This window comes from Brevundimonas sp., assembly GCF_036399195.1.
In the GTDB taxonomy this organism is placed as follows: domain Bacteria; phylum Pseudomonadota; class Alphaproteobacteria; order Caulobacterales; family Caulobacteraceae; genus Brevundimonas.
In genome coordinates, this window is record NZ_DASWNO010000272.1 from 1 (window position 1) to 7,176 (window position 7,176).

A 7,176-nucleotide genomic window follows, 5' to 3' on the forward strand; every position below is an offset into this window, starting at 1 on the left:
GGCGCCGGGCATGGCCCCGACCACCGCGGCGGCCATCAGGGTGGCGAGGAAGCCGGCGAACAGCGCCTTCCACACCAGTCCCAGCACCTCCTCGCGCCGCTCGGGCATCAGCACGCTGAGGCCGGTCACGGTGATGCCGACGGAGCCGATGTTGGCGAAGCCGCACAGCGCATAGGTCATCAGCATCCGCGTCCGCTCGCTCATCTCCCCGGCCGGGATCTTGCCCAGCTCGATGAAGGCGACGAACTCGGTCAGGGTCAGCTTGACCCCCAGCAGCCAGCCGGCCCGGCCCGCCTCGGACCACTCGACGCCGGTCAGCCACGCCACCGGCATGAACAACCAGCCCAGCACCCGCTCGACCGTGACCGTATCGCCGAACAGCCACAGCCCGCCCATCATCACGTTTACCAGAGCCACCAGAGCCACGAACACGATCAGCACGGCCGAGATGTTCAGCACCACCATCAGGCCGTCGGCCGTGCCCTTGACGATGGCGTCGATGGCGCTGTCGTATTTCAGGGCGGAGTCGTAGTCGGCGGCGTGGCCGCCCTGCCCCGGCGTCTCCGGGATGATGATCCGGGCCAGCAGCACGCCCGCCGGGGCCGAGACGATGGAGGCGACCAGCACATGGCCTGCGGCGTTGGTCAGCACGGGCCCGAGGATGGCGGCGTAGGCCACCATGGTGGACCCCGCGACGGTCGCCAGCCCGACCACCATCATCAGAAACAGTTCCGACCGGGTCAGCTTGTCCAGATAGGCGCGGACGACGATCGGGCTCTCGATCATGCCGAGAAAGATGTTGGCCGCCACCGCCAGGGCCGAGGCCCCGCCCAGACCCATGGTGCGCTGGAACAGCAGGCCGAAGCCGTGGGTGACCCATTTCAGCACCTTCCAGTGCCACAGCAAGGCCGACAGCGCCGAGATCACGAGGATCAGCGGCAGCACCTGGAAGGCGAAGGTGAACAGCGCCGGCTGGTTGGCCACCGGATAGGGCTGTTCGCCCCCGGCCAGATAGCCGAACACGAACTGGGTGCCCCGGTTGGTGGCCGTCGCCAGACCGTCCACCGCGCCCGTGATCGCCGCCAGCACATTCTCCGACCCGGGGATGCCGAACAGCGCCAGCACCAGCCCCGCCTGCACCGCAATCGCGCCCAGCGTCAGCCGCCAAGGAAAGGCGCGGCGGTTCTCAGACAGGGCCCAGCAGGCGCCGACGATCACTGTCAGCCCGAGCAGGCTCTGGAGATTCAGCAGGTTGAACATTGATGTCGTCCCCGGCCGATTCCCCGCCGACCCCGTCCCGTTGAACGCCACGCCGCCGCGTCTGGCAAGACGCGGCGTGGCCCTCGGCCCCCGGCGTAAACCATGCCTCGATTTGAACGCCGCACGGCCAAGGTTCCGCTTCGCCCGAGCCCAGACTTCGCCGGTATCCGGGCGCGCCATCACGTCACCGTGATCACCACGGCGACAGGGAGAATGACGATGCGCAAGGCTCTGATGCTGGCCGCCGCCAGCGCGATGGTTTTGTCAGGGTGCCAGGAGGCAATGCAGGACGAGGGCGCCTCCGACGCGGCAGCTCGCGATGTCGAGATTATCGCGCCCCTGCCGCGGGCGGTCGCGCCGGGGGGCTCAGAGGCGGCGGTCGCGCCGCCTCCCAAGTTGCAGGCCCGACCACAGCCCCACGAGGAGGCTGACACTCAGGCCTCGCGGATCGACCGTTCTGTGCGCTCGGCCGCGGCTGAGCCCCTGCGGTTCGAGACGACAACGCGGCCCGGATTTCAGGCGCTGCCTCCGCCCCGTCCGGAGCCGCTCGCTCCGGTCGCCAGCATCGCCTACGCCTTCAGCTATGTGATGTCGGCCCCTAAGGACCGCGGGGCCGAGCTGATGAGCCGGCACGAGTTCGCCTGTGTCTCCGCCGGCCCGGGCCTCTGTCAGGTGGTCTCCGCCAACGCCGACTGGACCTCCCGCCAGCCCGGCGGCCGGCTGGAGCTGCGGGGCCAGCCCGACTGGATCAACCGGTTCCGCTCGGGGCTGGCGCTGGACGCGCAGAACGCCGGCGGCCGGCTGGAAGAGGCCGTCACCGAGGGCGAGGACGTCACGCAGGGCATCGATGAAGCCGCCACAAGCTCAAAAACCACCGAGACCATCGCCGAACGCATCCGCGTCCTGCAGCGACAGCAGGGCGGGACACTGTCCCAGAAGCTCGACATCGAGCGGCAGCTGGCCGAGCTGCAACGCCAGCAGGACGCCCAGCAGCTCCGGCTGCGCGAACTGAACGCCCGGGTGCAATCGGCCCGCCTGACGATCGACTACCGTCAGGCCGGCGTCATGGCGGCCGACAGCCCCACCCGCCCGGTGGCCCAGGCGCTCCAGAACGCCTTCGGCATGTCCATGGGCATGCTCGCGGCGCTGATCACTGTCGGCTCGGTCATGATGCCGATCGCGATCATCGGCGGCGCGGTGTGGTGGGCGTCGGTGCGCCGTCGCCGGAAGCCGACCGAGGCCGCGACCTAGGCCTGCCCGCGCACCAGCCGGCTGTATTCGTCCATCAGGCTGAGGCTTATCTCGCCCGGCGTGAACCGGTCGTCGCCGATTTCACTCACGGGGGTGATCTCGGCGGCGGTGCCGCACAGGAAGCATTCGCTGAAGCCGGCCAGTTCCTCGGGCCGGATGTGGCGGACCTCAACCTCGAGCCCGCGGGCGGCCAGCATCTCCAACACCGTCTGGCGGGTGATGCCGTTCAAGATAGCCCCATCGGCGGGCGGGGTGATCAGCCGGCCGTCCTGGACGAAGAAGACGTTGGCGCCGGTGGCCTCGGCGACATAGCCGCGCCAGTCCAGCAGCATGGCGTCGGCGTAGCCGCGCGCCTCGGCGTAGTGCCGGTTGATGGTGCCGATCATGTAAAGCCCCGCCGCCTTGGCCTCGGTCGGCGCGGTCTCGGGCGAGGGACGCTTGTAGGGGGCCCAGCACAGGCGGATGCCCCTCGCCTTGGTCTCGGGATCGAAATAGCTGGGCCAGTCCCACACGGCGATGGCCACGCGGGTGCGGGTCTGCTGCGCTGAGACGCTGACCTGCTCCGAGCCGCGGAAGGCGATCGGGCGAACATAGGCGTCGGTCAGGCCGTTGCGGGCGCAGGTTTCGATCGAGGCTTCGCTGATCTGCTCGACCGTGAACGGAATCTGGAAGTCGAGCACCTCGGCCGACCGAAACAGGCGACGCGTATGGTCCGTCAGCTTGAAGATTTTGCCGTTATACATACGCTCGCCCTCGAACACCGAGGACGCGTAGTGCAAAGCGTGGGTGAGAACGTGCACATTGGCTTCTCGCCAGGGTACGAATTCGCCGTCAAACCAGATCCAGCCGTCGCGATCGTCGATAGGAACGAAGGCCATTGAATAACGTCTCCCGCGCAAGTCCCCGGGTTAGAGCCGCCGGAACCGCTCAGGTCAACGTCCCGACTGGCCGGCGAGTCGCATCCGCATGAGCGATGTGCGCTCACACGGCCGCTCGGGCCCAGTCGCGGGCGCCGGCGCGGGCCGTCACCTTCTGGTCGTCGATGACGACGACCGCATCCGGGAACTGCTCAAGGAGTTCCTGGCGCGCGAGGGCTATCGCGTCACCGGCGCGGCCCATGCCGCCGCGGCGAAGCGACTGATGGAGCTGATCGAGTTCGACCTGATCGTGCTCGACGTCATGATGCCGGGCGAGAGCGGGTTCGATCTGACCACCTGGGTCCGGTCCAAGGCCGAGACCTCGAAGACGCCGGTCCTGCTGCTGACCGCCCGCGGCGACCCGGACGACCGGATCGAGGGGCTTTCGCGCGGCGCGGACGACTACATGTCCAAGCCTTTCGATCCCCGCGAGCTCGCCCTGCGGGTGGACGCCATCCTGCGTCGCACCGGCGGCAAGCCGCTGACGCCCCGCGAGATCAAGCTGGGGCCGGCCGTGTTCGACATGGAGCGGCTGGAGCTGATGCGCGACGGCAAGATGCAGCGGCTGACCGAAGCCGAGGCCCAGTTGCTGAAGACCCTCGCCATCCACGCCCATTCGGCCGTCGAACGCATGAGCCTGTCGCCCGACACCGCCGACATCACGGGCCGGGCCGTCGATGTCCAGGTCACCCGTTTGCGCCGCAAGCTGGAAGCCGATCCGAAGAACCCGCGCTACCTCCAGACCGTGCGCGGCGTGGGCTATATGCTGGCCCCGGATTGATGGCCCGCACTCCTCCCCCCTTGGGGGAGGGGGACCGCGAAGCGGTGGAAGGGGCTCGCCCCAGCCGCCCTGCCCCGGTCCTGCCCCCTCCACCATCCTTCGGATGGTCCCCCTCCCCCTGTGGGGGAGGAATACGGTGAGGCTCCTCCCAGCCGCACTCTGGCCGCGGTTTCTGAAGCGGCGGCTGCCGACCTCGCTGTGGGGGCGCTCGCTCCTGATCATCGTGCTGCCGGTGCTGGTCATGCAGGTCGCGGTGACCTGGGCCTTCTTCGACATGCACTGGCAGACGGTGACCGCGCGGCTGTCGGACGGGCTTGCCGGCGACATCGCCTGGGCGGCGGAAAGCTGGCGCGACGACCCGACGCCTCAGAACATGGCCGTGATCTCCGACCGCGCGGAGCGGGCCATGTCCCTGTCCGTGCAGCTGCGTGAGGGCGATGTCCTGCCCGAGGAGACTCGACGGGGCCCGGTGGGCGTTGTCGACCGGGCGCTGGAGCGCGCCCTCGCCGCCCGGCTGGACCAGCCTTTCTGGTTCGATACGACCCGCTACCCCGCCTATGTCGACATTCGCGTGCAGCAGCCGCAGGGCGTGCTGCGGGTCATCGCCCCGCGCGAGCGCGCCGTGGCGACGCAGGCCCACATCTTCGTGCTGTGGCTGCTGATCGCCACCGTCCTGCTCATGGGCGTGGCGATCCTGTTCATCCGCAATCAGGTGCGCGCGATCGAGCGGCTGGCGGACGCGGCCGAGGCCTTCGGCAGGGGCGAGACGCAGGAGCGGTTCAAGCCGCACGGCGCCCGCGAGGTGCGCGCCGCCGCCTCGGCCTTCCTCGCCATGCGCGAACGGATCCAGCGCCACATCGACCAGCGCACGGCGCTGCTGGCGTCGGTCAGTCACGACCTTCGCACGCCGCTGACCCGCCTGCGGCTGGAGCTGGCCCTGGCCCCGCCGTTCAAGCGCGCCGACGCCATGCGGGGCGATCTGGACGAGATGGAGCACATGATCGACGAATATCTGGCCTTCGCCCGCGGCGAGGCCGGAGAGGCGGCCCAGCCCGTGCTTCTGTCCGACCTGCTGGGCGCCGCCGGCGATGATGCACGGCGGGCGGGCGCCGAAGTCGAGGTCGATGCGCCCGGTGACCTCACGGCCTCGCTGCGCCCCCTGGCGTTCAAGCGGGCCCTGACCAATCTGGCGGGGAACGCCGCCGCCCACGGCGAGCATGTCCGGCTCAGCGCCCGCGCCCTGCCCTCAGGCGGCGTCGAGATGACCGTCGAGGACGACGGACCCGGCATTCCCGACGAACTGCACGAGGAGGCCTTCCGCCCGTTCTCGCGGCTGGACGCCTCGCGCAACCAGAACCGCAAGGGCGTCGGACTGGGCTTGGCGATCGCGCGCGACGTGGCCCGGGGCCATGGCGGCGACATCACACTGGAGCGCAGCGACATGGGAGGCTTGAAGGCCCTGATCCGTCTGCCGGGCTGATCACAAGACGCGGCGGCCTCTGGCGAAGAGCGCCGCCGGAGCCCATGTTTCGTTCAGTCCACTCAGGTGCTCTTCCGATGAAAAAATTATTCCCGCCGGCGGCCGTCGCCGCCTTCCTCACCCTATCCGCCGGCGCCGCGTCGGCTGAGCCCGCCGCCGTCACCGTGACCTTCGGTCCGGAACTGCAGCAGAAGGCGGAGGCGCTGGGCGAGCGCGATCTTGCACAGCAGGCCGACCATCTGACCCGGGCCGTCACCCGCACCCTCGACCGCAGGGGCGCGCTCGACGGGGCCCGGATCGATCTGGTTCTGACGGATCTCAAACCCAACCGGCCCACGTTCGAGCAGATCGCACGTCGGCCCGGCCTCGACCCGATCCGCAGCATCTCCATCGGGGGCGCGGCCATTGAGGGCCGGATCACCACGGCGGACGGACAGGTCATTCCGGTCAGCTATAACTGGTATTCGACCAGTCTGGCGGATGTTCACGGTTCCTCGACCTGGAGCGACGCCGAGCGCGCCTACCGGCGGCTGGCGACCAATCTCGCGGAAGGCCGCTACGTCCGCCGCTAGAGCTCTCGGGCCCGCCTGACCGCCGCCTCGACCGCCGAAACCGCGGCGCGCGCGAGGTCGCCGGACTGGGCCATGGCGTCCAGCCCCGCGCGGGTCGTGCCGCCGGGCGAGGCGATGCGCGCGATCAGGGCGTCGATCGGTTCGCCTGTCTCGGCGCCCGCGCCCGCTGATCGCAATGCGCCCCGTGCGAGCCTGTGCGCGGCGTCCTTAGGCAGGCCCTGCGCCGCTCCGGCCTCCGCCAGCGCCTGGACGAATGCGTAAAAGAAGGCCGGCGCCGAGCCGGCGACGGCGGTGGCCGCGTCGATCTGATCCTCAGCCTCCAGCTCGACGATCTCGGCGAGCGGCCCGAATAGCGTCCGGGCGGCGGCTCGGGCGGCGGCGTCCACGGACCAGATCGCCGCAACGCCCCTCGCCTGCGCCACGGAGGTGGTGGGCATCACGCGCGCAACCGGCCGCCCCGCGGCGGCGGCGATGTCCGCGGCCCGCACGCCGGCCATGACCGACAAGACGAGCGCGCCTGCGGGCAGATGCGCGGCCGGTCCCGCCAAAGCTTCACGCCATGACGCCGGTTTGACCGCCAACACGAGGGCGCGGGCGTCGTACAGGTGCTCGAGCGGCGGGTTGACCCGCGCCCCGCGTTCGCGGGCCGTCTCGGCCGCCGGCTTTTCGGACCGCGTGAGGATGATCAGTTCAGACGGACGGACAGCACCCGTGACGAGCCAGCCCTCTAGCATCGCGGACCCCAGTCGGCCGCAACCGACTAGAACCACGGAGCCTGAGGGAGCGGAGGCCGCCATCGCCGTCAGGCGGTGCCGACGGTCTCGAACAGGCAGGAGTCGATCGCTTCCTTCGGCTTCTTGTTGCCGCGGATCATGAAGTCAAAGGCCGGGTAATAGCGATCCGCCGCCTCGACCG

General features: G+C 69.9%; 7 protein-coding genes. 4 read left to right on the forward strand and 3 right to left on the reverse strand.

The window, feature by feature from the left end; genetic code table 11:
- On the reverse strand, positions 1 to 1,260 hold a 1,260-nt coding region (locus tag VGB60_RS11800; RefSeq protein ID WP_331038446.1), incomplete at its 3' end, for a NupC/NupG family nucleoside CNT transporter.
- Positions 1,261 to 1,479: 219 nt separating this feature from the next.
- Between VGB60_RS11800 and VGB60_RS11805 the strand changes: the two genes are divergently transcribed.
- On the forward strand, positions 1,480 to 2,511 hold the full coding sequence (locus VGB60_RS11805; protein WP_331038447.1) for a DUF4349 domain-containing protein: 1,032 nt from the start codon (positions 1,480 to 1,482) through the stop codon (positions 2,509 to 2,511).
- On the opposite strand, the gene VGB60_RS11810 is transcribed toward VGB60_RS11805, so the two are convergent.
- The gene (locus VGB60_RS11810) at positions 2,508 to 3,389 is read right to left on the reverse strand and encodes a branched-chain amino acid aminotransferase (RefSeq protein WP_331038448.1); all 882 of its coding nucleotides are present in this window, start codon (positions 3,387 to 3,389) and stop codon (positions 2,508 to 2,510) included. The two genes, VGB60_RS11805 and VGB60_RS11810, sit on opposite strands and share 4 nt — an antisense overlap.
- 88 nt (positions 3,390 to 3,477) lie before the next feature.
- Between VGB60_RS11810 and VGB60_RS11815 the strand changes: the two genes are divergently transcribed.
- The 3 genes from VGB60_RS11815 to VGB60_RS11825 all read left to right on the forward strand — a co-directional run bounded on the left by VGB60_RS11815 (position 3,478) and on the right by VGB60_RS11825 (position 6,261).
- Entirely contained in the window at positions 3,478 to 4,209 is a 732-nt protein-coding gene (locus tag VGB60_RS11815; protein WP_331038449.1) for a response regulator transcription factor, read from the forward strand.
- 136 nt (positions 4,210 to 4,345) lie between these two features.
- Positions 4,346 to 5,689, forward strand: a complete 1,344-nt coding sequence (locus VGB60_RS11820; RefSeq protein WP_331038450.1) for an ATP-binding protein — start codon at positions 4,346 to 4,348, stop codon at positions 5,687 to 5,689.
- Positions 5,690 to 5,766: 77 nt separating this feature from the next.
- Positions 5,767 to 6,261, forward strand: coding sequence for a hypothetical protein (locus VGB60_RS11825; RefSeq protein ID WP_331038451.1), 495 nt, complete (start codon positions 5,767 to 5,769; stop codon positions 6,259 to 6,261).
- On the opposite strand, the gene VGB60_RS11830 is transcribed toward VGB60_RS11825, so the two are convergent.
- Positions 6,258 to 7,058 carry a pyrroline-5-carboxylate reductase family protein gene (locus tag VGB60_RS11830; RefSeq protein WP_331038452.1) on the reverse strand — a complete coding sequence of 267 codons (801 nt, stop codon included), beginning with the start codon at positions 7,056 to 7,058 and terminating at the stop codon, positions 6,258 to 6,260. The genes VGB60_RS11825 and VGB60_RS11830 overlap by 4 nt on opposite strands.
- Positions 7,059 to 7,176: the final 118 nt, after the last annotated feature.

Excerpts from the sequence above, each read along its gene's own strand:
- VGB60_RS11805 (WP_331038447.1), top strand. The coding sequence starts at position 1,480 with ATGCGCAAGGCTCTGATGCTGGCCGCCGCCAGCGCGATGGTTTTGTCA.
- VGB60_RS11810 (WP_331038448.1), bottom strand. The coding sequence starts at position 3,389 with ATGGCCTTCGTTCCTATCGACGATCGCGACGGCTGGATCTGGTTTGAC.
- VGB60_RS11815 (WP_331038449.1), top strand. The coding sequence starts at position 3,478 with ATGAGCGATGTGCGCTCACACGGCCGCTCGGGCCCAGTCGCGGGCGCC.
- VGB60_RS11825 (WP_331038451.1), top strand. The coding sequence starts at position 5,767 with ATGAAAAAATTATTCCCGCCGGCGGCCGTCGCCGCCTTCCTCACCCTA.
- VGB60_RS11830 (WP_331038452.1), bottom strand. The coding sequence starts at position 7,058 with ATGGCGGCCTCCGCTCCCTCAGGCTCCGTGGTTCTAGTCGGTTGCGGC.